Origin of the sequence: Klebsiella sp. CN_Kp088 (assembly GCF_040064335.1) — a bacterium.
Lineage (GTDB): Bacteria > Pseudomonadota > Gammaproteobacteria > Enterobacterales > Enterobacteriaceae > Klebsiella > Klebsiella aerogenes.
In genome coordinates, this window is the sequence record NZ_JBEAIQ010000023.1 from 182,757 (window position 1) to 204,819 (window position 22,063).

The 22,063-nt window shown below is 56.0% G+C and carries 20 protein-coding genes; 14 read left to right on the forward strand and 6 right to left on the reverse strand.

Going from position 1 to position 22,063, the window contains the following annotated elements; translation table 11 throughout:
* The first annotated feature begins 97 nt into the window (after positions 1 to 97).
* The 4 genes from galS (at position 98) to mglC (ending at position 5,079) form a co-directional block, all read left to right on the forward strand.
* On the forward strand, positions 98 to 1,120 hold the full coding sequence (gene galS, locus ABLV08_RS14110; protein WP_015706108.1) for an HTH-type transcriptional regulator GalS: 1,023 nt from the start codon (positions 98 to 100) through the stop codon (positions 1,118 to 1,120).
* A 298-nt stretch (positions 1,121 to 1,418) separates the two neighbouring features.
* Positions 1,419 to 2,417, forward strand: a complete 999-nt coding sequence (gene mglB / locus ABLV08_RS14115) for a galactose/glucose ABC transporter substrate-binding protein MglB (RefSeq protein WP_063411239.1) — start codon at positions 1,419 to 1,421, stop codon at positions 2,415 to 2,417.
* Positions 2,418 to 2,532: 115 nt separating this feature from the next.
* On the forward strand, positions 2,533 to 4,053 hold the full coding sequence (gene mglA, locus ABLV08_RS14120) for a galactose/methyl galactoside ABC transporter ATP-binding protein MglA (protein WP_015365712.1): 1,521 nt from the start codon (positions 2,533 to 2,535) through the stop codon (positions 4,051 to 4,053).
* Between the two features lie 15 nt (positions 4,054 to 4,068).
* On the forward strand, positions 4,069 to 5,079 hold the full coding sequence (mglC, locus tag ABLV08_RS14125; RefSeq protein WP_015365713.1) for a galactose/methyl galactoside ABC transporter permease MglC: 1,011 nt from the start codon (positions 4,069 to 4,071) through the stop codon (positions 5,077 to 5,079).
* Positions 5,080 to 5,149: 70 nt separating this feature from the next.
* On the opposite strand, the gene sanA is transcribed toward mglC, so the two are convergent.
* From sanA to ABLV08_RS14150, 5 genes are all read right to left on the reverse strand, one after another.
* On the reverse strand, positions 5,150 to 5,866 hold the full coding sequence (sanA, locus tag ABLV08_RS14130; protein ID WP_015365714.1) for an outer membrane permeability protein SanA: 717 nt from the start codon (positions 5,864 to 5,866) through the stop codon (positions 5,150 to 5,152).
* A gap of 169 nt (positions 5,867 to 6,035) precedes the next feature.
* Entirely contained in the window at positions 6,036 to 6,920 is an 885-nt protein-coding gene (cdd, locus tag ABLV08_RS14135; RefSeq protein ID WP_015365716.1) for a cytidine deaminase, read from the reverse strand.
* A gap of 127 nt (positions 6,921 to 7,047) precedes the next feature.
* Positions 7,048 to 7,743 (reverse strand): CidB/LrgB family autolysis modulator, encoded by a 696-nt coding sequence (locus ABLV08_RS14140; protein WP_348855969.1) that lies wholly within the window; start codon positions 7,741 to 7,743, stop codon positions 7,048 to 7,050.
* Positions 7,740 to 8,138, reverse strand: a complete 399-nt coding sequence (locus ABLV08_RS14145) for a CidA/LrgA family protein (protein WP_020078292.1) — start codon at positions 8,136 to 8,138, stop codon at positions 7,740 to 7,742. Before ABLV08_RS14145 ends, ABLV08_RS14140 begins: the two co-directional genes overlap by 4 nt.
* Positions 8,139 to 8,250: 112 nt before the next feature.
* Positions 8,251 to 9,156 (reverse strand): LysR family transcriptional regulator, encoded by a 906-nt coding sequence (locus ABLV08_RS14150; protein WP_045386121.1) that lies wholly within the window; start codon positions 9,154 to 9,156, stop codon positions 8,251 to 8,253.
* Positions 9,157 to 9,283: 127 nt separating this feature from the next.
* On the opposite strand from ABLV08_RS14150, the gene ABLV08_RS14155 reads away from it, so the two are divergent.
* From ABLV08_RS14155 to ascB, 9 genes are all read left to right on the forward strand, one after another.
* Positions 9,284 to 10,642: an aromatic acid/H+ symport family MFS transporter gene (locus ABLV08_RS14155; RefSeq protein WP_020078293.1), complete on the forward strand. Its 1,359-nt coding sequence runs from the start codon at positions 9,284 to 9,286 to the stop codon at positions 10,640 to 10,642.
* Between the two features lie 11 nt (positions 10,643 to 10,653).
* Entirely contained in the window at positions 10,654 to 11,691 is a 1,038-nt protein-coding gene (gene gtdA, locus ABLV08_RS14160) for a gentisate 1,2-dioxygenase (protein WP_047054143.1), read from the forward strand.
* Between the two features lie 17 nt (positions 11,692 to 11,708).
* Positions 11,709 to 12,410: a fumarylacetoacetate hydrolase family protein gene (locus ABLV08_RS14165; protein WP_015365722.1), complete on the forward strand. Its 702-nt coding sequence runs from the start codon at positions 11,709 to 11,711 to the stop codon at positions 12,408 to 12,410.
* Positions 12,411 to 12,418: 8 nt separating this feature from the next.
* A complete protein-coding gene (maiA, locus tag ABLV08_RS14170) occupies positions 12,419 to 13,063 on the forward strand; it encodes a maleylacetoacetate isomerase (RefSeq protein ID WP_015706104.1) in 645 nt (214 codons plus the stop codon).
* Between the two features lie 12 nt (positions 13,064 to 13,075).
* Positions 13,076 to 14,269, forward strand: coding sequence for a 3-hydroxybenzoate 6-monooxygenase (locus tag ABLV08_RS14175; RefSeq protein ID WP_126033372.1), 1,194 nt, complete (start codon positions 13,076 to 13,078; stop codon positions 14,267 to 14,269).
* 74 nt (positions 14,270 to 14,343) lie between these two features.
* Positions 14,344 to 15,276, forward strand: coding sequence for a tRNA dihydrouridine(16) synthase DusC (gene dusC, locus ABLV08_RS14180; RefSeq protein ID WP_348855970.1), 933 nt, complete (start codon positions 14,344 to 14,346; stop codon positions 15,274 to 15,276).
* A 210-nt stretch (positions 15,277 to 15,486) separates the two neighbouring features.
* Entirely contained in the window at positions 15,487 to 16,320 is an 834-nt protein-coding gene (bglG, locus tag ABLV08_RS14185) for a transcriptional antiterminator BglG (RefSeq protein ID WP_015365726.1), read from the forward strand.
* A 28-nt stretch (positions 16,321 to 16,348) separates the two neighbouring features.
* Entirely contained in the window at positions 16,349 to 18,316 is a 1,968-nt protein-coding gene (gene bglF / locus ABLV08_RS14190; protein ID WP_348855971.1) for a PTS beta-glucoside transporter subunit IIABC, read from the forward strand.
* A 15-nt stretch (positions 18,317 to 18,331) separates the two neighbouring features.
* On the forward strand, positions 18,332 to 19,726 hold the full coding sequence (ascB, locus tag ABLV08_RS14195; protein WP_348855972.1) for a 6-phospho-beta-glucosidase: 1,395 nt from the start codon (positions 18,332 to 18,334) through the stop codon (positions 19,724 to 19,726).
* A gap of 38 nt (positions 19,727 to 19,764) precedes the next feature.
* On the opposite strand, the gene ABLV08_RS14200 is transcribed toward ascB, so the two are convergent.
* The gene (locus ABLV08_RS14200) at positions 19,765 to 20,499 is read right to left on the reverse strand and encodes a class I SAM-dependent methyltransferase (protein WP_046883899.1); all 735 of its coding nucleotides are present in this window, start codon (positions 20,497 to 20,499) and stop codon (positions 19,765 to 19,767) included.
* A 124-nt stretch (positions 20,500 to 20,623) separates the two neighbouring features.
* Between ABLV08_RS14200 and mdtQ the strand changes: the two genes are divergently transcribed.
* Positions 20,624 to 22,063: a multidrug resistance outer membrane protein MdtQ gene (gene mdtQ / locus ABLV08_RS14205; RefSeq protein ID WP_020078297.1), complete on the forward strand. Its 1,440-nt coding sequence runs from the start codon at positions 20,624 to 20,626 to the stop codon at positions 22,061 to 22,063.

A 22,063-nucleotide genomic window follows, 5' to 3' on the forward strand; every position in this document is an offset into this window, starting at 1 on the left:
ACTCACGTAGCGCGGTGCGCGTCGCTGCCAGAATAGCCACCTTGCTGAACACAGGAGGTGGGTGTGACGTATTGCAATGCGATAAAGGCGGGTATGTATGATCACCATTCGTGATGTCGCCCGTCAGGCGGGAGTTTCCGTGGCGACGGTTTCACGGGTGCTGAACAACAGCGCGTTGGTGAGCCCGGATACCCGGGAGGCAGTGATGAAGGCGGTCGCGCAACTGGGCTATCGGCCGAATGCCAATGCCCAGGCGCTGGCGACCCAGGTTAGCGATACCATTGGCGTGGTGGTGATGGATGTGTCAGACGCCTTTTTCGGCGCGTTGGTGAAAGCGGTGGATACCGTCGCGCAGCAGCATCAGAAATATGTGCTAATCGGCAACAGCTACCATGAAGCTGAAAAAGAGCGTAACGCCATTGAGGTGCTAATTCGCCAGCGCTGTTCGGCGCTTATCGTGCATTCGAAAGCGTTAAGCGATGCCGAACTCGGCGACTTTATGCAGCATATTCCAGGCATGGTGCTGATAAACCGCATTGTGCCTGGTTTTGCGCACCGCTGCGTGGGTCTCGATAACGTCAGCGGTGCGCTAATGGCTACGCGGATGCTGCTCAATAACGGCCATCAGCGGATTGGCTATCTCTCTTCCAACCACGGCATTGAAGATGATGAACTGCGCCGCGAAGGGTGGAGTAAAGCGCTGCAGGAGCAGGGCATTATCGCGCCGGATAGCTGGGTGGGCTCGGGTTCGCCGGATATGCAGGGCGGTGAAGCGGCGATGGTAGAACTGCTGGGGCGTAATTTAGGCCTGACCGCGGTGTTTGCCTATAACGACAGTATGGCTGCCGGGGCGTTAACCACTCTCAAGGATAACGGCATTGCCGTGCCGCAGCATCTCTCGCTGATTGGTTTTGATGACATTCCCATTTCCCGTTACACCGATCCGCAATTGACTACCGTGCGCTATCCCATTATGTCGATGGCGAAATTGGCTACCGAACTGGCGCTACAAGGGGCGGCAGGGAAACTCGATAGCGAGGCCAGCCACTGCTTTATGCCCACGCTGGTGCGGCGCCATTCGGTGACGCAAAAGCAAAGTGTGGGGCCGATCACTAACTGAATCTATTAGCTGATGTAACCGCTTTCAATCTGTGAGTAAATTCACAGTATATTAACATTCAGCTGTTTATGATGGCAGCGTTGACCAGTCCGAACCAGACTGTACAGGTGATGTTTTAAAATATCATCTTAAACAATAGGTTAGGCACTTGATGAAGCCGTTTTTCTGGAGCGTTACCCTACACGGAAGACAGAATTAACGTTGTGAATATCGTTGTGCGGTAACCCTAATGTAACAACTCCCGCCAGCTATCTTCACGCCAAAAAAAACGATGCAAAATAATAAAACCGGAGATTCCATGAATAAGAAGGTCTTAGCTCTGTCCGCCGTCATGGCTGGCATGCTTTTTGGCGCCGCAGCGCATGCCGCGGATACCCGTATCGGCGTTACGATCTACAAGTATGACGACAACTTCATGTCCGTTGTGCGTAAAGCGATCGAAAAAGACAGCAAATCTGCGCCGGACGTGCAACTGCTGATGAATGACTCGCAGAACGATCAGTCCAAACAGAACGATCAGATCGACGTGCTGCTGGCGAAAGGGGTGAAGGCGCTGGCCATCAACCTGGTTGACCCGGCGGCGGCGGGTACGGTTATCGACAAAGCGCGTGGGCAAAATGTGCCGGTGGTGTTCTTTAACAAAGAGCCGTCGCGCAAGGCGCTGGATAGCTACGATAAAGCCTATTATGTGGGTACCGACTCCAAAGAATCCGGGATTATCCAGGGCGATCTTATCGCCAAACACTGGAAAGCGAATCCAAACTGGGATCTGAACAAAGATGGTCAGATTCAGTTTGTTCTGTTGAAAGGCGAGCCGGGCCACCCGGATGCCGAAGCGCGTACTTCCTACGTTATCAAAGAGCTGAATGAAAAAGGTCTTAAAACTCAGCAACTGGCGTTAGATACCGCCATGTGGGATACCGCGCAAGCGAAAGATAAAATGGACGCCTGGCTCTCCGGCCCGAACGCCAACAAAATCGAAGTGGTCATCGCGAACAACGATGCGATGGCGATGGGCGCGGTAGAAGCGCTGAAAGCGCATAACAAGAGCAGCATTCCGGTGTTCGGCGTCGATGCCCTGCCTGAAGCGCTGGCGCTGGTGAAATCGGGCGCGATGGCCGGTACCGTGCTGAACGACGCCAACAACCAGGCCAAAGCGACCTTCGATCTGGCGAAGAACCTGGCAGACGGCAAAGAGCCCGCTGCTGGCACCAACTGGAAAATTGAGAATAAGATTGTCCGCGTACCGTACGTAGGCGTAGATAAAGACAACCTCAGCCAGTTTATCGGTAAATAAGTTCTTCATGCATTGCGGGCGCGCTCGCGCGCCCGATTATTCCTGATACCGAAGCCGATTTTGCTGCGATATAACTTATCGTCGCGGATCGTCACGAACGCAGCCAGGTATAACTATGGTCAGCAATAATAGCGTACAGTCGGGCGAATATTTGTTGGAAATGAGTGACATCAACAAATCTTTCCCCGGCGTTAAAGCTCTTGATAATGTCAATCTGAAGGTTCGTCCGCACTCTATCCATGCATTAATGGGCGAGAATGGCGCGGGCAAATCGACATTATTGAAATGCTTATTTGGAATCTATCAAAAAGATTCCGGCAGTATTCTTTTTCAGGGAAAAGAAATCGATTTCCATTCGGCGAAAGAAGCGCTGGAAAACGGTATTTCTATGGTGCACCAGGAATTAAACCTGGTACTTCAACGTTCGGTCATGGACAACATGTGGCTGGGACGTTACCCCACCAAAGGCATGTTTGTCGATCAGGATAAAATGTATCGCGATACCAAAGCGATATTTGATGAACTCGATATTGATATTGATCCGCGCGCTCGCGTGGGGACTTTATCGGTATCGCAGATGCAGATGATTGAAATTGCCAAAGCATTCTCCTATGACGCGAAAATCGTCATTATGGATGAGCCTACCTCATCGCTGACAGAAAAAGAGGTTAATCACCTGTTTAAAATAATCCGCAAGCTGAAAGAGCGTGGCTGCGGTATTGTTTATATCTCCCATAAAATGGAGGAGATATTTCAGCTATGCGATGAGATTACGATCCTGCGCGATGGTCAGTGGATCGCCACCCAGCCGCTGGAAGGGCTGGATATGGATAAGATCATTGCGATGATGGTTGGCCGTTCGCTGAACCAGCGTTTTCCGGATAAACAAAACAAACCGGGCGAAGTAATCCTTGAAGTTCGTAACCTGACCTCGCTGCGCCAGCCGTCGATCCGCGATGTCTCGTTCGATCTGCATAAAGGCGAAATTCTCGGCATTGCCGGACTGGTGGGCGCTAAACGTACCGATATCGTTGAAACGCTGTTTGGCATCCGCGAAAAGGCCAGCGGCACCATTACCCTGCATGGTAAAAAAATTAATAACCATAGCGCTAATGAAGCGATTAACCACGGCTTTGCGCTGGTAACCGAAGAGCGTCGTTCGACGGGGATTTATGCTTATCTCGATATTGGTTTTAACTCGCTGATATCAAATATCAAGAAGTATAAAAACAAGGTCGGCCTGCTGGATAATTCACGGATGAAAAGCGATACCCAATGGGTTATCGATTCCATGCGTGTAAAAACGCCAGGTCATCAAACGCAAATCGGTTCGCTTTCCGGCGGGAATCAGCAGAAGGTTATTATCGGCCGTTGGTTATTAACCCAACCGGAAATATTAATGCTTGATGAACCGACCCGCGGAATTGACGTCGGCGCGAAATTTGAAATTTACCAGCTGATTGCCGAACTGGCTAAAAAAGATAAGGGCATCATTATTATCTCTTCTGAAATGCCGGAGCTGCTGGGAATTACCGACCGTATTCTGGTTATGAGCAACGGGCTGGTTGCCGGAATTGTTGAGACCAAAACCACGACGCAAAATGAAATTCTGCGTCTTGCATCATTGCACCTTTGAGATCAGGGGCTTTCCATGAGTGCGTTAAATAAAAAGAGTTTTCTCACTTACCTGAAAGAGGGTGGGATTTACGTTGTACTTTTGGTCTTGCTGGCCATTATTATTTTCCAGGATCCGACCTTCTTAAGTCTGTTGAACTTAAGTAACATCCTGACGCAATCCTCGGTACGTATTATCATCGCGCTCGGCGTCGCCGGGCTGATTGTCACCCAGGGGACCGACCTTTCCGCCGGACGTCAGGTGGGTCTGGCGGCGGTGGTAGCGGCTACCATGCTGCAGGCGGTGGATAACGCCAACAAGGTGTTCCCGGAGATGGCGACCATGCCGATTCCGTTGGTGATTCTGCTGGTCTGCGCGATTGGCGCGGTGATTGGCTTGATTAACGGTATCGTCATTGCCTATCTCAACGTGACGCCGTTTATCACTACGCTGGGTACGATGATCATCGTTTACGGTATCAACTCCCTGTACTACGACTTTGTCGGCGCGTCGCCGATTTCCGGTTTCGACAGCCACTTCTCACAGTTTGCCCAGGGCTTTGTCGCTTTAGGTTCATTCCGCCTGTCGTACATTACATTCTACGCGCTGATCGCTATCTTCTTCGTGTGGATCCTGTGGAATAAAACCCGTTTCGGTAAAAACATCTTCGCTATCGGCGGCAACCCGGAAGCGGCGCGTGTCTCCGGCGTTAACGTGGCGCTGAACCTGCTGATGATTTATGCCCTGTCCGGGGTGTTTTACGCCTTCGGCGGGCTGCTGGAAGCCGGACGTATCGGTTCGGCGACCAACAACCTCGGCTTTATGTACGAACTGGATGCGATTGCCGCCTGCGTGGTGGGGGGCGTTTCCTTCAGCGGCGGCGTGGGTACGGTTTTCGGCGTGGTGACCGGGGTCATTATCTTTACCGTCATCAACTATGGTCTGACCTACATTGGCGTCAATCCATACTGGCAGTACATTATTAAAGGGGCGATTATCATCTTCGCTGTGGCGCTGGATTCACTGAAGTACGCGCGTAAGAAATAAGATTGAACATATAAAAAACCCGCGCCTGGCGCGGGTTTTTTATGCCTGAAATTCGATAAAACGACGGCGGCTATTTTTCTTTCTGTAGCTCCAGTAACTGCTCGGGCGTGACCGCCGGGTAGGATTGCGCATCCTCCGGAACTTCATGCTGCTGCGCTGGGATGGGGATCAGCGGCCCGAGGAAACGCGGTTCGCGTTTGAAGATATAGAGATCCGCCAGCGCGCCAAATCGGGCGCCAAACTCGCGAAGACGTACGGTCCACATATCCTTCGGCGAAGGCACCGCATAGCACTGCGCCTGAATCCCCATATGCAGGGCGATAAACAGCGCGCGCTCGCAATGGAAGCGCTGGGTGATAATAATAAAATCATTGGTATCGAACACTTTGCGGGTGCGCACGATCGAATCGAGGGTGCGGAAACCGGCGTAGTCCAGCACGATATCCGCCGGATCGACGCCGGCTTTAATCAGATCGCGGCGCATGGTCATCGGTTCGTTATAGCTTTGCAGGGCGTTGTCACCGCTTAACAGCAGATAATTAACCTTACCGCTATTGTAGGCGTTGAGCGCACCCTGGATCCGATAACGATAATACTGATTGATCACGCCGGTGCGATAATATTTGGCAGTGCCCAACACCACGCCCACCTGGCGGTAGGGGAGATCCTGCAGCTCATCGTAAATATAGGGCGCGGTTTTCCAGCTCATCCAGCGGTCAAGACCCAGCACGGTCAACAGCAGCAGGCCGAGCAGGACTAACAGGCTGTATAACACACGCTTTAACATGAACTTGACTCAATGGTGGACGAGGGAAGCTTCAGGCTACTTTACCCGCCGGGTAAGCGCAAGAAACCATCGTTTAATTGCGGGGATTTTCAGCAATATGGCAGATTACCGAATCCAGGCCGGAGAAGCCAAAGGCGCATCCGGCAATCTGCTCAGGCTATCAGGCTAATTAACCTAACAGCACGCGGTCGATATTCTGACAGCCCAACGCTTTCAGGGTCGCAACGGTCGCATCCCACTGGATAAGCGATGCATCGGCTTTCTCGGCCAACAGCGCGCGCTGGATATCCGGATAGTCGTAACCGTTAAGGCTCAGCAGGTTCAGCGCGCCCTGCAGCGGCGGTAGCGTCGGATTGAACGCCGCGTTTTCCGCGTAGCTGCCGCAGAAAATGGTGCCGTCTTTCAGCTCCAGCGCCACGCCGGAAGGGGAGTTGCTGTACGGCGCGTGGCAGCGGTTCGCCGCCTGAATAGCCGCCTGCGTGAGCGCATCGCCGCTGAGGGGGAAGCCGTGATCCTGCTCATCCATCAGCAGAGTTTTGATTTCCAGATCTTTCGGGCCAAAGGCGTCCGGCAGATAGTGCTGCAGGGAGTGCGCTTCGCGACCCGGCAGATGAATGCGCAGCGCCAGACCGCTATTCAGTTCATTCATAAACTGGCGGCAGTGGCCGCAAGGCGTGTAGTTGACGGTAATGGCGCGCAGGGATTTTTCGCCGCGTAGCCAGGCGTGGCTGATGGCGCTCTGTTCCGCGTGGACGGTCTGTTGCATGGTGGCGCCGAGGAATTCCATGTTGCCGCCGAAGTACCAGCGACCGCTCACGCCGCGGGCGATAGCGCCAACGTTAAAGTGAGAAAGATCGGCGCGGGCGCAGGCGGCGGCAAGCGGCAGTAGCGCAAAGGCCAGCGCGTCTTCATCCAAACCTGTTGCTTGTTGTAGCGTCGCCACCTGATCGGCTTCGAGCAGCGCCGGGAAGTGCGGGTCTGCGAGCATCGGGGCGATGGCCGCCTGCAGGTCTGCCGCCAGATTAGTCAAAGCAGCTTGAAAACGAGAGTGCATAGCGTTGCCTCATAACAATGTAATGGGAAGCTAGTGTAAGGGCCCGCACGGGACCTATATGTGACATAAGTCTCATTGTTTATGCAACGCTAATTTGTTGCATTTATAAGTGTGATGCAAATCACAATTATCCGACAACAGCGACGATCACCGGGAACAGAAAAGGCGCGACCAGCGAGGTAATAATTCCGCACAGTACCAGCGCTAGCGAGCTAAACGCCCCTTCCTGGTAGTCCAGTTCGGCGCAACGCGCGGTGCCGAGGGCGTGCGAGGCGGTACCCATCGACAGGCCGCGGGATGCTTTAGTATGAATACGCATGGCGTTAAGCAGCGTATGGCCGAACACCGCGCCGAGGATCCCAACGAAAATGACGCACACGGCGCTAATCGCTGGAATACCGCCAATACTGCCGCTGACCGCCATGGCAATTGGCGTGGTGACGGATTTTGGCATGATGGAAGCGGCTATTTGCGGGGTGGCGCCCATCAGCAGAGCGACGGTGGTACCGGTGATCATCGCCACGCAGCTACCGATAAAGCAGATGGTGATGATGGATTTCCAACGCGCGCGGATCTGGTGCAGTTGTTCATATAGCGGAAAGGCCAGCGCAACCACCGCCGGCTGCAGCAGATCGTTAAGGATTTTGCTGCCGGCAAAATAGCGTTCATAAGAAATACCGGTGACCAGCAGGAAAGGAATAATGACCACCATGGCGACCAGCAGCGGGTTGAGCAGCGGAAATTTAAACCGCGCCGCCAGCTTGCGGGCAAGGAAAAAGACAATCAGCGTTAACGGTAGCGACCACCACATTTCATAGATCATTTTTTACTTCCTTTTTGCCCGATGATTTTGCGTTCACCGTGGACCAGATGCGAGCTCCAGCTCACCACCAAAAAGACTAATAAAGTACTGACGGCGCAGGACACCGCCACCGGGCCCAGCTGCGCGCGCAGTAAATCCCAGTACTGCATTACGCCAACGCCGATAGGCACGAACAGCAGCGCCATGTAGCGGATCAGAATGTTGCAGCCGGGGTTGACCCACTGCGGCGGCATAATTTGCAGCGCCAGCAGCACGAACAAAATCAGCATGCCGATAATGCTGCCGGGGATCGTGATGGGCAGTAGCCCGGCGATAAAAATGCCTGCATACAAGCAGGCGTAAATCAGGACGAAAGCTCGCACGTACTGCCAGATAATATTCAGCGACTTACTCATGGTAATAACCCTTGATGAACTGCCATTCATCATACAATTAAACCCTGAAATGTGCTACCGATCACATCATGAATTCTAGGCATCGTCAGCATAGAAAATGGGAACAGCGGCCTTATTCTGCGAGGTAGTGCAGAAAACGAGTGAGCGCCAGCGATGGTACTTCGCTTTTGCGCCAGAACACCCCAACGCTACCTTTTTGTTCAATACGCGGCAAATTCAGAATCGTCAGCTGCCGATGTTCGGCGTAATGCTGCGCCAGCCGCAAAGAAAGAATAGAGATCATATCGCTGCTTTGCAGCAAATTGCTGGTGACATTCATCGAGGCTGACTCGATAGTATTCTCCGGCAGCATGACCCCGTTATCGACCAGCGCGTTATCAATGCTTTGGCGAATGGGCGTGCCGGTAGGCCAGACGATCCAGCGCCAGGTGGCGAGATCTGCCCAGCTCAGACGTGGCATGCTAGCCAGCGGATGGTCGGGACGGGCGACGAAGCACACCGGTTCGGTATAGAGCACACGATAGTTGAGCGGCAGTTCCAGCGCGCGGCCGCCAACACGTCCGACGACCACATCGACCACGCCGGAGAGCAGGTCGTGCAGCAGCGGGGTCATCACTTTTTCTTCGATATTCAGATGCAGGGTCGGCATCTCTTTAAGCAGGGCGAGGATCGCCTGCGCCACGCAGTCTGTCGCCACGGGAGAGCAGCCGATCATCAGGCTGCCGACCAGCCCGCCTTGCTTAAAGCGCTCGATCTCGTACTGCGAGCGCGACATATCGTTGATTAGCCGCTGGGCGTGCTGAAGCAGCAGTTTGCCGCCTTCCGAAGGGCGCAGGCCCTTACTGTGGCGCTCAAAGAGCGGCATGCCGACTTCTTCTTCAAATTGCGTCAGCCACTTAGAGAGCGCGGGCTGGGTAATATTCATCATTTTCGCGACCTGCGTGAGATTGCCTTGCTCACCCAGCGCCACCAGCATTTTCAAATGCTGCAGCTTCAACTTTTGCGTCCAGTTCGCCATCAGCCGATAACCTCCAGGTTATGTCTATGCCCGAAAAGCCATTGTACATTTCATCGCCATGGTTACAAAATCGCAACATAAAAGAAATAAATACAACATCTACCCTGACCTGCACTGAGGCATCATTATGGCTCAACGACGTGAACTACAGACGTTACTTAACGCAGCGCCGGTTGGCGCCCTGCAGTGGCGTGTGATTATCTGCTGTTTTCTGGTGGTGATGCTTGATGGATTTGACACCGCCGCCATTGGCTTTATCGCTCCCGATATCCGTGTTCACTGGCAATTGAGCGCCAGCGACCTCGCGCCGCTGTTTGGCGCCGGACTATTGGGATTGACCGCCGGGGCGCTGCTCTGCGGCCCGCTTTCCGACCGTTTCGGTCGTAAACGGGTGATTGAGTTTTGCGTGGCGCTGTTTGGCCTGTTTAGTCTGCTCTCCGCATTCTCGACGAATCTAGAGATGCTGGTTTTTCTGCGTTTCCTCACCGGTCTGGGATTAGGCGGGGCGATGCCCAACACCATCACTATGACTTCGGAATATCTGCCCGCCCGCCGCCGCGGCGCGTTAGTTACCCTGATGTTCTGCGGCTTCACGCTCGGTTCGGCGCTGGGCGGCGTGGTGAGCGCCCAACTGGTGGCGCATATCGGCTGGCACGGCATTCTGGCCTTAGGCGGGATCCTGCCGCTGCTGCTGGCCGTCGCGCTGCTGTGGGCGCTGCCGGAATCGCCGCGCTGGCAGGTTCGTCGCGGGCTGCCGCAGGCGACCATCGCCAGAACCGTCAGCGCTATCACCGGCGAGCGCTATCCCGAGACCCATTTCTGGCTCGACGAACCGGCAGCCGGGCCGAAAGGCAGCATTAGCCAGCTGTTTGCCGGCCGACAACTGGCGATCACCTTGATGCTCTGGGTGGTGTTCTTTATGAGCCTGCTGATTATCTATTTGCTCTCCAGCTGGATGCCGACGCTGCTTAACCATCGTGGTATCGATTTACAGCACGCTTCGTGGGTGACCGCCGCGTTTCAGGTGGGCGGCACGCTCGGCGCACTGTTGCTCGGCATCCTGATGGACCGTTTCAATCCCTTCTTTGTACTGGCGCTAAGTTATTGCCTGGGCGCGTTGTGCATCGTGATGATCGGTTTAAGCGAAAACGGATTGTGGCTGATGGCGCTGGCGATTTTCGGCACTGGAATTGGCGTGAGTGGTTCGCAGGTGGGTCTGAATGCGCTGACCGCCACCCTTTACCCAACCCAGAGCCGCGCGACCGGGGTCAGCTGGTCCAACGCCATCGGCCGCTGCGGCGCCATCGTTGGTTCGCTCTCCGGCGGCATGATGATGGCGATGAATCTCTCTTTCGACACGCTGTTTTACGTTATAGCGGTACCGGCGGCGATCGGCGCGGTGATGCTCATCATGCTGATGCTGGCGGTTCGCCGTCCTGGATCTGTACCCGACGCGCTGCCCTCTGCGGGTGTCGCGAATAAATAAGGAGAACAATAATGACCCTATCTACTCCGCAATCGAACCGCGAACGCCAGCAGTTCTACCAGCATATTGCCGGGCAGAATCTGACGCCGCTGTGGGAATCGTTGCACCATTTGGTGCCGCAAACGCCGAATGCCAACTGCGCCCCGGCGTACTGGAACTATCAGGAAATTCGCCCGCTGCTGCTGGAAAGCGGGCAGTTAATCGGCGCTAAAGAGGCGGTGCGTCGGGTACTGGTGCTGGAGAACCCGCAGCTGCGCGGCCAGTCGTCCATTACCGCGTCGCTGTATGCCGGCCTGCAGCTCATCATGCCGGGCGAGGTGGCGCCGAGCCACCGTCACAACCAGTCGGCGCTGCGCTTTATCGTGGAAGGCCACGGCGCGTTCACCGCCGTCGACGGCGAGCGCACGCCAATGCGCCCCGGCGATTTTATTCTGACTCCGCAGTGGCGCTGGCACGATCACGGCAATCCTGGCGATGAACCGGTGGTCTGGCTCGATGGTCTCGATTTACCGCTGGTCAACTATCTCGGCTGCGGATTTGCTGAAGATTATCCGCAGGAGCAGCAGCCGGTGACGCGTAAAGAGGGCGACTACCTGCCGCGCTATGCTGCCAATATGCTGCCGCTGCGCCATCAGGTGGGAAATTCCTCGCCGATTTTTAACTACCGCTACGACCGTAGCCGCGAGGCGCTGCACGACCTGACCCATCTTGGCGAGGCCGACGAATGGGACGGTTACAAGATGCGCTACGTCAACCCGGTCACCGGCGGCTATCCGATGCCCTCGATGGGCGCTTTCCTGCAACTGTTGCCTAAAGGGTTCCGGTCGCGGGTGGCGAAAACCACCGATAGCACCATCTACCACGTAGTAGAAGGTAGCGGCCAGGTGATGATTGGCGAACAAACCTTTGCATTCCAGGCGAAAGACATCTTCGTGGCGCCAACCTGGCACGGCGTATCGTTCAACGCCAGCGAAGAGTGCGTGCTATTTAGCTTCTCGGACCGTCCGGTACAGGAGGCCTTAGGCCTGTTCCGTGAAGCGCGTTATTAATAAGAAGGAAAACAATGATGACTCAATACGTTTTTGCACCCCAGGCGCCGATTAGCATCCCGGTTGTTGGCAGCGATGAGCAGTTCCCGGTACGCCGCGTTTACTGCGTTGGCCGTAACTATGCCGCCCACGCTCGTGAAATGGGCTTCGATCCGGATCGCGAACCACCTTTCTTCTTTTGTAAACCGGCGGATGCGGTTGTGCCGGTGGCGGCTGGCGAAACGCTGGATCTGCCGTATCCGGCGCAGACCGACAACTATCACTACGAGATTGAGCTGGTGGTCGCCATCGGCAAAGCGGGACGCGACATCCCGCTGGAGCAGGCGCAGGAATATATATGGGGCTATGCCACCGGACTCGATATGACCCGCCGCGACCGCCAGATGGAGATGCGCCAGATGGGGCGCCCGTGGGAGATAGGTAAAGCGTTCGATCTTTCCGCTCCTGTCGCGCCGCTGCATAAAGCCGCCGAGGCGCGCGAGGTCAATCAGGCCGGGATCTGGCTGCAGGTGAATGGTGAAGATCATCAGCGTAGCGATATACGCCACCTCATCTGGTCGGTAAATGAAACCATCAGCTATCTCTCTGGCTTTTTTGAACTACAGCCCGGCGATCTGATTTTCACCGGCACGCCGGAGGGCGTCGGCGCGGTGGTGAAGGGGGATGTGATTACCGGCAACGTAGACGGACTGACGCCTATCGCCGTGCGCGTGGTGTGAGGTGAACAATGAAGCTGTACAGTTTTTTTAATAGCTCTGCCTCATATCGGGTGCGCATCGCGCTGGCCCTCAAGGGCATCGATTATCAGAGCGTTGGGGTGAATATCCGCATCGGGGCGCAGAATGCGCTGGAGTACCGGCGGCTCAATCCGGTTGGGCTGGTACCGACGCTTATCACCGATGACGGTGAATCGCTGGGTCAGTCGCTGGCGATTGTTGACTGGCTTGACCGCCACTACCCACAAATGCCGCTGCTGCCGCAGGAGGATCCCGCGCGGATGCGGGTGCTGGAGATGGTCTACGCCATCGCCTGCGATATTCATCCGATTAATAACATGCGGGTCTTGCGCTACCTTAGCGATGAGTTGAAGGTCAGCGAAGCGGACAAAAAACGCTGGTACGCCCACTGGATCCAGCAGGGGCTGAGCGCGCTGGAGCAACTGCTGCGACAATCGAAATCCGGCGCTTTCTGCGTCGGCGATAGACCAACGCTCGCCGACTGTTGTCTGGTGCCGCAATGGGCCAACGCGCAGCGGATGGGGTGTGATTTGAGCCATTATCCGCGCTGCCAGGCGGTTTACGACGCCTGTACCCGGCTACCGGCCTTTATTGCCGCCGCGCCGGAAAATCAACAAGACAAAATTCCGGCCTAGGGAGGAGGGAAAATGGCGAAAGTGACGCGAGCAATTATCGTTGGCGGCGGCATTGGCGGCGCGGCGACGGCGCTCTCTCTGGCGCGCCAGGGGATCAAAGTGATGCTGCTGGAAAAGGCGCATGAAATCGGTGAAATCGGCGCCGGTATTCAGCTGGGGCCGAATGCGTTTTCAGCGCTGGATAGCCTCGGCGTCGGCGAAGTGGCGCGCCAGCGCGCGGTGTTTACTGACCATATCACGATGATGGATGCGGTGAATGGGGAAGAGGTAGTGCGTATCGAGACCGGGCAGGCCTTCCGTGACCATTTCGGCGGCCCGTATGCGGTGATCCATCGGGTGGACATTCACGCCACCGTCTGGGAAGCCGCGCTGACCCATCCCGGCGTGGAATACCGGACTTCAACTCAGGTGGTGGATATCCGCCAGACCGCCGATGACGTGACGGTCTTTGATGACAAAGGCAACAGCTGGACCGCCGATATTCTGCTGGGCTGCGACGGCGTGAAGTCAGTGGTGCGCCAGAGTCTGCTCGGCGATGCGCCGCGGGTCACCGGCCACGTGGTGTACCGCGCGGTGATCGAGGCCGCCGACATGCCGGAAGACCTGCGTATTAACGCGCCAGTACTGTGGGCCGGGCCGCATTGCCATCTGGTGCATTATCCGCTGCGCGGCGGCAAACAGTACAACCTGGTGGTCACCTTCCATAGCCGCGAAAGCGAAGAGTGGGGCGTGCGCGACGGTAGTAAAGAAGAGGTGCTCTCTTACTTTAAAGGGATTCATCCGCGCCCGCGGCAGATGCTCGACAAGCCGACTTCCTGGCGCCGCTGGTCCACCGCCGACCGCGAGCCGGTTGCAAAGTGGGGCAACGATCGCATTACCCTGGTCGGCGATGCCGCCCATCCGGTAGCGCAATATATGGCGCAGGGCGCCTGCATGGCGCTGGAGGATGCGGTAACGATAGGTAAAGCGCTGCAGCAGTGCGACGGCGACGCCGCTCACGCCTTCGCGCTATACGAGTCGGTGCGTATTCCGCGTACCGCGCGAATTGTCTGGTCAACCCGTGAAATGGGGCGGATTTATCACGCGGCGGGGGTCGAACGTCAGGTACGTAATCTTCTCTGGAAGGGTAAAGCGCAGGATGAATTTTACCGGGGTATCGAGTGGCTTTACGGCTGGAAAGAGGATAACTGCCTCGAACCACGCTAAGGTCTGGTATTGAGGTCTTTCAACCGACGCACAGAGGCGCTACCATAGCGCCTCTTTTTTTTCCGGGTAACGATATGCGTGTATTACTGGCGCCAATGGAAGGCGTGCTCGATTCGCTGGTGCGCGAGCTGCTGACCGAGGTTAACGATTACGATCTGTGCATCACCGAATTTCTGCGCGTGGTGGACCAACTGCTGCCGGTTAAATCGTTCTATAGACTGTGCCCGGAACTGCACCATCAAAGCCGTACTCCGTCCGGCACCCGCGTGCGCGTGCAATTGTTGGGGCAATACCCGCAATGGCTGGCGGAAAACGCCGCCCGCGCGGTGGAGCTTGGCTCTTGGGGCGTGGATTTAAACTGCGGCTGTCCATCGAAGCTGGTGAACGGCAGCGGCGGCGGCGCGACGTTACTGAAAGATCCCGAGCTTATCTATCGCGGGGCGAAAGCCATGCGCGAAGCGGTTCCCGATCACCTGCCGGTGACGGTGAAAGTTCGCCTCGGCTGGGACAGCGGCGAACGGCGCTTTGAAATCGCCGACGCGGTACAGCAGGCGGGCGCCAGCGAGCTGGTGGTGCATGGCCGCACGAAAGAGGATGGTTACAAAGCTGAACGCATCAACTGGCAGGCCATCGGCGAAATCCGCCAGCGCCTGGCCATCCCGGTGGTTGCCAACGGCGAAATCTGGGACTGGCAAAGCGCGCAGGAGTGCATGGCCGCTACCGGCTGTGATTCAGTGATGATTGGCCGCGGCGCGCTCAATGTGCCGAATCTCAGCCGGGTAATTAAATACAATGAACCGCGTATGCCGTGGCCGCAGGTGGTTGAGTTACTCAAAAAATATACTCAGCTGGAAAAGCAGGGGGATACCGGTTTATATCACGTGGCGCGCATTAAGCAGTGGCTGGGCTATTTACGCAAAGAATACACGGAAGCGCTTGGCCTCTTTAATGAAATTCGCACCTTGCAAACCTCAGCAGAGATAGCGAAAACGATTGCACGTTATTAGATAAGGCGGTGTTATTCCGTACGCACTTTATTAATTAGCACTTATTCCTGCACGATACGACGCGAGCTGTATCACGTTTTTATTCCCTCGCGCTTGAGTCGTCACAAGAAGTTGATACAGTGCAATAGTTGGATTGCTACTGCTTCGGCAGGCGAAACCTGATTACCTGGCATTTGTCGGGGGTCAGGTTTTTTTGTTTCTGGGGTTCATATGCTAATCGCCAAAGTACTTAATAATAACGTGGTGGTAGTGGTCAACGAGCAGCAGCGCGAACAGGTGGTGATGGGGCGAGGGCTGGCCTTTCAAAAGCGCGTGGGCGACTCGTTGGACGAAAGTAAAATTGAAAAAGTCTTCGCCTTACAAAGCGATGAACTGGTTGGCCGCTTAGGCGAATTACTCAGTCAGATACCGTTAGAAGTGATGACTACCTGCGATCGTATCATCGACCTGGCCCGCGGGCGGTTGGGAAAGTTACAGGAAAGTTTATATATCACCTTAACTGACCACTGTCACTTTGCCATCGAGCGGCAGAAAAACGGCGTCGCGATTCGCAACGTGCTGTTGTGGGAGATTAAACGGCTGTATCCGAAGGAGTTCGAACTGGGTCAGGAGGCGAGGGCCATTATCGCCCGCCGGCTGGGCGTCGAGCTTGCCGAGGATGAAGCCGGGTTTATCGCTTTGCATCTGGTGACGGCGCAGCTCAACAGCGAAATGCCGGAAGTGATGCACGTGACGCGGGTGATGCAGGAGATCCTGCAACTGGTGAAGTATCAGCTGCAGCTTAACTATGACGAAGAGTCGCTCAGCTACCAGCGCTTTGTGACCCACCTGAAGTTTTTTGCCCAGCGCATGTTAACGCGAACGGTAGTGCAGGATGACGACGTCACGCTGCACAGCGCGGTGAAAGATAACTACGCCAAAGCGTGGAAGTGCGCGGAAACGGTGGCGAAGCACTTGCAAAAGAATTATCAACGGGCGCTGACCACCGAAGAGATTATGTTTCTTGCCATTCATATTGAACGGGTAAGAAAAGAGGGGCGTTAATTCCCCCACAAAACTGGATTGTTACTGCATGATGCAGGCAAAACCTGAGCGCGACGCCAACCGGCGTGGTTCTCGGGTTTTTTTATTTTTACTACTCAGTCGCCGGTTGTCTGTGGGCAGCGGCAGTAAGGAAAAGAGCATGGAATATAAAGCACTCGCGCAGGATATTCTTCACCGCGTCGGCGGCAAAGAGAATATTGTGAGTCTGGTTCACTGCGCGACACGTCTGCGTTTCAAATTGAAGGATAATGCGAAGGCCGATGCCGAAGGGCTGAAGGCGAACCCCGGCGTGATCATGGTGGTAGAAAGCGGCGGCCAGTTTCAGGTGGTCATCGGTAACCATGTTCACGATGTCTGGCTGGCAGTGCGCCAGCAGGCGGGGTTAAGCGACGACAGCGAACCGGTAACACAGGAGAAAGCGGCAAAAAGCTCGGTATTAAGTCAACTCATCGACATCATCTCCGGCATCTTTACCCCTTTTATTGGCGTGATGGCGGCGACGGGGCTGCTGAAAGGTCTGCTGGCGCTGGCGCTAACCTGCGGATGGCTCACGCCGCAGCAGGGGACCTATAAAATCTGGTTTGCCGCCAGCGATGCGCTGTTCTTTTTCTTCCCGCTGTTTCTTGGCTACACCGCTGGCAAAAAGTTTGGCGGCAACCCGTTCATCTCAATGGTGATCGGCGGGGCATTAACCCACCCGCTGATGATTCAGGCCTTTGAAGCCAGTCAGACGGGGGCGCCAGTGGAGCACTTTCTCGGCATCCCGGTGACCTTTATTAATTACAGCTCGTCAGTGATCCCGATTATCCTCGCCTCGTGGGTCTGCTGCTGGCTGGAACGTAAGAGTAACGCGGTGCTGCCGTCCGCGATGAAGAACTTTTTTACTCCGGCAATCTGCCTGGCGGTGGTAGTGCCGCTGACCTTTCTGGTGATAGGCCCGCTGGCGACCTGGCTGAGCCACATGATTGCCAATGGCTATCAGGTTATCTACGTTTTTGCCCCATGGCTGGCAGGAGCAGTGCTGGGCGCGCTATGGCAGGTATGCGTTATTTTCGGCCTGCACTGGGGGCTGATACCGTTGATGATCAATAACATGACCGTGTTGGGGCATGATTCTATGCTGCCAATTATTCTGCCGGCGGTGATAGCCCAGGTGGGCGCCGTGCTGGGGATACTGCTGGCCACGCGCGATTCGCGTCAGCGGATGCTGGCCGGTTCCGCGTTTTCCGCCGGGCTGTTTGGCATCACGGAGCCTGCCATTTATGGCCTGACGCTGCCGTTACGTCGCCCGTTTATCTTCGGGTGTATCGCCGGCGCGATTGGCGGCGCGATCACCGCCTTCAGTAATAGCTACGCCTATTCCTTTGGGGTGCCGAACATTTTCTTTCCGGCGCAGATGATCCCGCCCGGCGGTATTGATTTTAGCGTGTGGGGCGGATTAATCGGCACCGGGGTGGCTTTCATTCTCGCCTGCGTATTGACCTTCTTTGCCGGCATGCCGCGCAGCCAGGCTGAACAGGCGATCGTCGTCGCGCCTGCGGCGGAAAACGATATTCTGGCGCCGATGTCCGGCAGCGTACTGGCCCTCGACCAGGTGCCGGATAGCACCTTCGCCAGCGGACTGCTGGGTAAAGGCGTGGCCATTATTCCAGCGGTGGGCAAGGTCATTGCCCCGTTTTCTGGCGAGGTCGCCTCGCTGTTTCAGACTAAACACGCCATCGGCCTGCTGAGCGACAGCGGCATTGAGCTACTGATCCATGTCGGCATTGATACCGTCAAACTCGACGGCGTACCGTTTACCGCCCATGTCAAAGAGGGGGATAAAGTTCAGGCCGGCGATTTGCTGCTGGAGTTCGACCGTCAGGCTATTCTGGACGCCGGTTACGACCTGGCGACCCCGATTATTATCAGCAACAGCGATGAATACCGTAGCGTTGAGATTGTATCCGCGAGCGTCGTGGATGCCGGCCAGCCGCTGTTGTCCGTCAGCCATTAATTACAGGAGAGAGCGATGAAAACATTCCCACAGGGCTTTTTATGGGGCGGCGCCACCGCGGCAAATCAGGTCGAAGGGGCGTATCTGGAAGATGGCAAAGGTTTATCCACCTCCGACGTACAGCCGCAGGGGGTATTCGGCGACGTCGTGGAGCGCGTCGCGGGCGATAGCAGTATTAAAGATGTGGCGATCGATTTTTACCATCGTTACCCGCAGGATATCGCGCTGTTCGCTGAGATGGGTTTCAACTGTCTGCGGGTCTCGATCGCCTGGACGCGTATCTTCCCGAACGGTGATGACGCCGAGCCGAACGAAGCCGGGCTGGCTTTCTACGACAAGCTGTTTGCCGAGATGGCCGCGCATAATATCACTCCGCTGGTGACGCTATCGCACTATGAGATGCCGTGGGCGCTGGTAAAAAACTATGGCGGCTGGGGCAGTCGCAAGGTGATTGGCTTTTTCGAACGCTACGCCAGGACGGTATTCAGCCGCTATAAAAATCAGGTCAAACTGTGGCTCACTTTTAACGAAATTAATATGTCGCTGCATGCGCCAATGACCGGCGTCGGTTTGCCGGCCGGTAGCAGTAAAGGCGAAGTCTATCAGGCTATCCACCACCAGTTGGTGGCCAGCGCGCTGGCGGTCAAAGCCTGTCATGAACTGGTACCGCAAGGGAAGATTGGCAATATGCTGCTCGGCGGGCTGATGTATCCGCTGAGCTGCAAGCCGGAAGATGTCTTTGAAACGCTGCAGCAAAACCGCAGCTGGCAGTTCTTCGGCGATGTGCAGTGCCGTGGCGCCTATCCGGGCTACATGCAGCGCTATTTCCGCGAAAACGATATTACGCTGACCATCACCGACGGTGACCGGGAAGCGCTGAAAGAGACCGTCGATTTTATCTCCTTTAGCTACTATATGACCGGCTGCGTCACCGCCGATGAAGCGCTGAACCAGCAGGCGCGCGGTAACATTCTCAGCATGGTGCCGAATCCGCATCTGGCAAGCTCGGAGTGGGGCTGGCAGATAGACCCGCTGGGGCTGCGTACCCTGTTAAACGTACTGTGGGACCGCTATCAGAAGCCGTTGTTTATCGTTGAAAATGGTCTGGGGGCGAAAGATAAAATCGAAGCCGACGGCAGCATCAACGATGACTATCGCATCAGCTATCTCAACGATCATCTGGTGCAGGCGCGCGAAGCCATTGCTGACGGCGTTGAACTGATGGGCTTTACCAGTTGGGGGCCAATCGATCTGGTTAGCGCGTCGAAGGCCGAGATGTCCAAGCGCTACGGTTTTATCTATGTCGATCGTGACGATCGCGGGCAGGGGACGCTTGAACGGCGTAAGAAGAAAAGCTTCGCCTGGTATCAGGCGGTGATTGCCAGTAACGGCGGTAGCCTGCAGGAATAAGCTGTTCAGCGGCCCGGTTGATCCGGGCCGCATGCCGTTTAAGCCGGTTTACCGGCGCGCAGTAAAAAGATCATCGGACGCTCTTTCTCTTCCTCCAGCGCCGGTTGGGCGGCGATTTGCTCGGCGCTCGGGCCCCACTCATCAAGCTGCTCCAGCATAAAACCGGCGGCGATGAGCGCGTTAATCCAGCTTGAGAGTTTGCGATGCTGTTTAATCACCCCCTCGGCAAACCAGTTGCTGATACGTTCGCCTTCCTGCTGATAGTGGCTGACCGGCCAGCGTTTCTGCCCCTGTTCATCTACCTGCCAGCCCTGCTGCAGCGGCGCGGTATAGATGGGATGTTCGGCGGAGAAGACCAGCTTACCGCCGGGAACCAGCGCCTGATAGAGCGTGGCGAACAGCGGGGCGACATCCGGCAGGTAATGCAGCGCCAGCGAACTGTAGACCAGATCGCAGCTCTCGGCGGGCAGCGTCAGGGTTTGCAGGTCGGCGCAGCGATATTGGATAGTTTCGCCGGTGGTCATCTCCCGCGCCCGCTCCAGCATCCGGCTGGAGAGATCAAAACCGATTATCTGTTTTGCTCCCTGTTGCTGCGCCCAGCGGCAAAACCAGCCGTATCCGCAGCCGAGATCGACTACTCGCAGGCCGTCTAACTGTGGCAGCAGGCGCTGAATTGCCGGCCACTCCGGCGCGCCGTCAAGCCCCTTCACCGAACGATCAAGGGTGGCGTAACCGGCAAAGAAACCGGGATCGTCATAAATGTTCTGACTCATTGCAACTCCAATAATAACTTTGTTTATTTTTAGCTGACTCATTGTCAATGCACACGCTTTACTTAACGAACGCCATTCAATTAATTTATGATGACCAACCTTTATAAGTAACCCGACCTGAAGAATGAACCTTACACTGAGCAAAAGCGTGCTGGCGGCACTGCCACTGGCCATCGCGCTGGCTGGCTGCGCGCCATCCCATGACATTGGCGGCCCTTTAAAGCAGCAAACCCCGGCATCTCATGTTTCTATGGATCTTCCCGCCGCCGTAAAAAATGGCTGGCCGCACACCGACTGGTGGAAAGACTACCACGATGCCCAGCTGGATAATCTGATTCAGCGCGCGTTAGCCAATGCCCCGGACATGCAAATTGCCGCGCAGCGCATCAAACTGGCCGAAGCGCAGGCGCGAATGTCGCAGGCGAATCTTGGTCCGGAGATGGATTTCTCCGCCGATATCGAACGGCAGAAAATGTCCGCGGAAGGCCTGATGGGACCGTTCGCTACTGATACCGACGGCAACACCGGGCCCTGGTACACCAATGGTACCTTTGGTCTGACTGCCGGTTGGGATCTGGATCTGTGGGGGAAAAACCGTGCGTTGGTGAAAGCGCGTATCGGCGAAGTGAAAGCCCAGGTCGCCGAGCAGGCGCAGACCCGCGAGCTGCTGGCCAGCAGCGTGGCGCGCCTGTACTGGCAGTGGCAGACCGAAGCAGCGGTGAAAACGGTGCTGCAGCAGGTCAAAAGCGAACAGAATAATATTGTTAGCGTCGATACCGCGCTCTATCAGCGTGGCATCACCAACTCCGCCGAAGGGGCGGAGAACGACATTAACGTCAGCAAAACCGATCAGCAGCTGGCCGACGTGGCGGGTAATATGAAAGAGATTGAAGCGCGGCTGATGGCGTTAACCAACAGCCAGAGCCAGTCGCTCAATCTGCGAGCGGCGCCGCTGCCCGCAGTCAGCGCGCAAATGCCGAGCGAACTGGGTTATGAACTGCTGGCCCGCCGTCCGGATCTGCAGGAAGCCCACTGGTATATTGAATCCTCGCTAAGCGAAGTTGATGCGGCGAAAGCGGCGTTTTATCCGGATATCAACCTGATGGCGTTCCTGCAACAGGATGCGCTGCATTTAAGCGATCTGTTCCGCCATTCGGCGCAGCAGATGGGCGTCACCGCCGGGCTGACGCTGCCTATCTTTGATAGCGGCAGGCTGAATGCCAATCTCGACATCGCCAGCGCGCAGAACGGCCTGTCGATCGCTAAATACAACAAAGCCGTGGTCGATGCGGTGAACCAGGTAGCGAAAACCGCAAGCCAGGTAGAGACGCTGATGGAGAAAAACCAGCAGCAGCAGCAGGTGGAGAAAGACGCGCAGCGGGTGGTCAATCTCGCCCAGGCGCGGATGAATGCGGGAATCTTATCCGGTTCCCGCGTGAGCATGGCGAAGCTGCCTGCGCTACAGGAGCGAATCACCGCACTGCGTCTGCACGGCCAATGGCTGGATGCCAGCATTCAGCTGACTTCCGCACTGGGCGGCGGTTATCACCAGACGACAAAATAA